The following is a 438-nucleotide window of genomic DNA, read 5'->3' on the forward strand; positions in this document are numbered from 1 at the left end:
TACTCCAACGAGCTTCCGGTGTACGTGCCAGATAGCGGCCGCTTGTTGAAAGGCGACCGTGTGCGTATCACCTCCGGCCCTTTTACCGACATGGAGGCGGAGGTGGTGGTGCAGCCGGGCGGTGGGCATAAGGACGTGATGGTGCGTATCCTCGACTGTCTGTGGGTCCCCTTGTTCGAGGTGAGAGCGGGGGAGTACGAGTTGATCGAGCTGAACACGGGGGGCAAGCACGTGTATACCCATTTGGACAACGACCGTCTGTCGGAGGGCTTGCACGATGCCTTGGGCCGTTACCATGCCTCCGGCGTGGTAGTGGATGAGGATGCCCGTCTGGCCCGTGAGGTCCTGCGTGGCTACGCCTCTCTCCGTGGTGAGACCGACGTGATCCGTTGCAAGCTTTACTCTTTGCTCCTTCCTGCCTATCTGCTTTTGGGCGAG

General features: G+C 60.5%; 1 protein-coding gene. It reads left to right on the forward strand.

Annotation, left to right across the window (positions count from 1 at the left end; genetic code table 11):
* The coding region (locus tag DWX84_RS22075) for a transcription termination/antitermination protein NusG (RefSeq protein WP_370449843.1) at positions 1 to 438 on the forward strand (438 nt) is incomplete at both ends.

Source organism: Parabacteroides sp. AF21-43 (genome assembly GCF_003635435.1).
Lineage (GTDB): Bacteria > Bacteroidota > Bacteroidia > Bacteroidales > Tannerellaceae > Parabacteroides > Parabacteroides distasonis.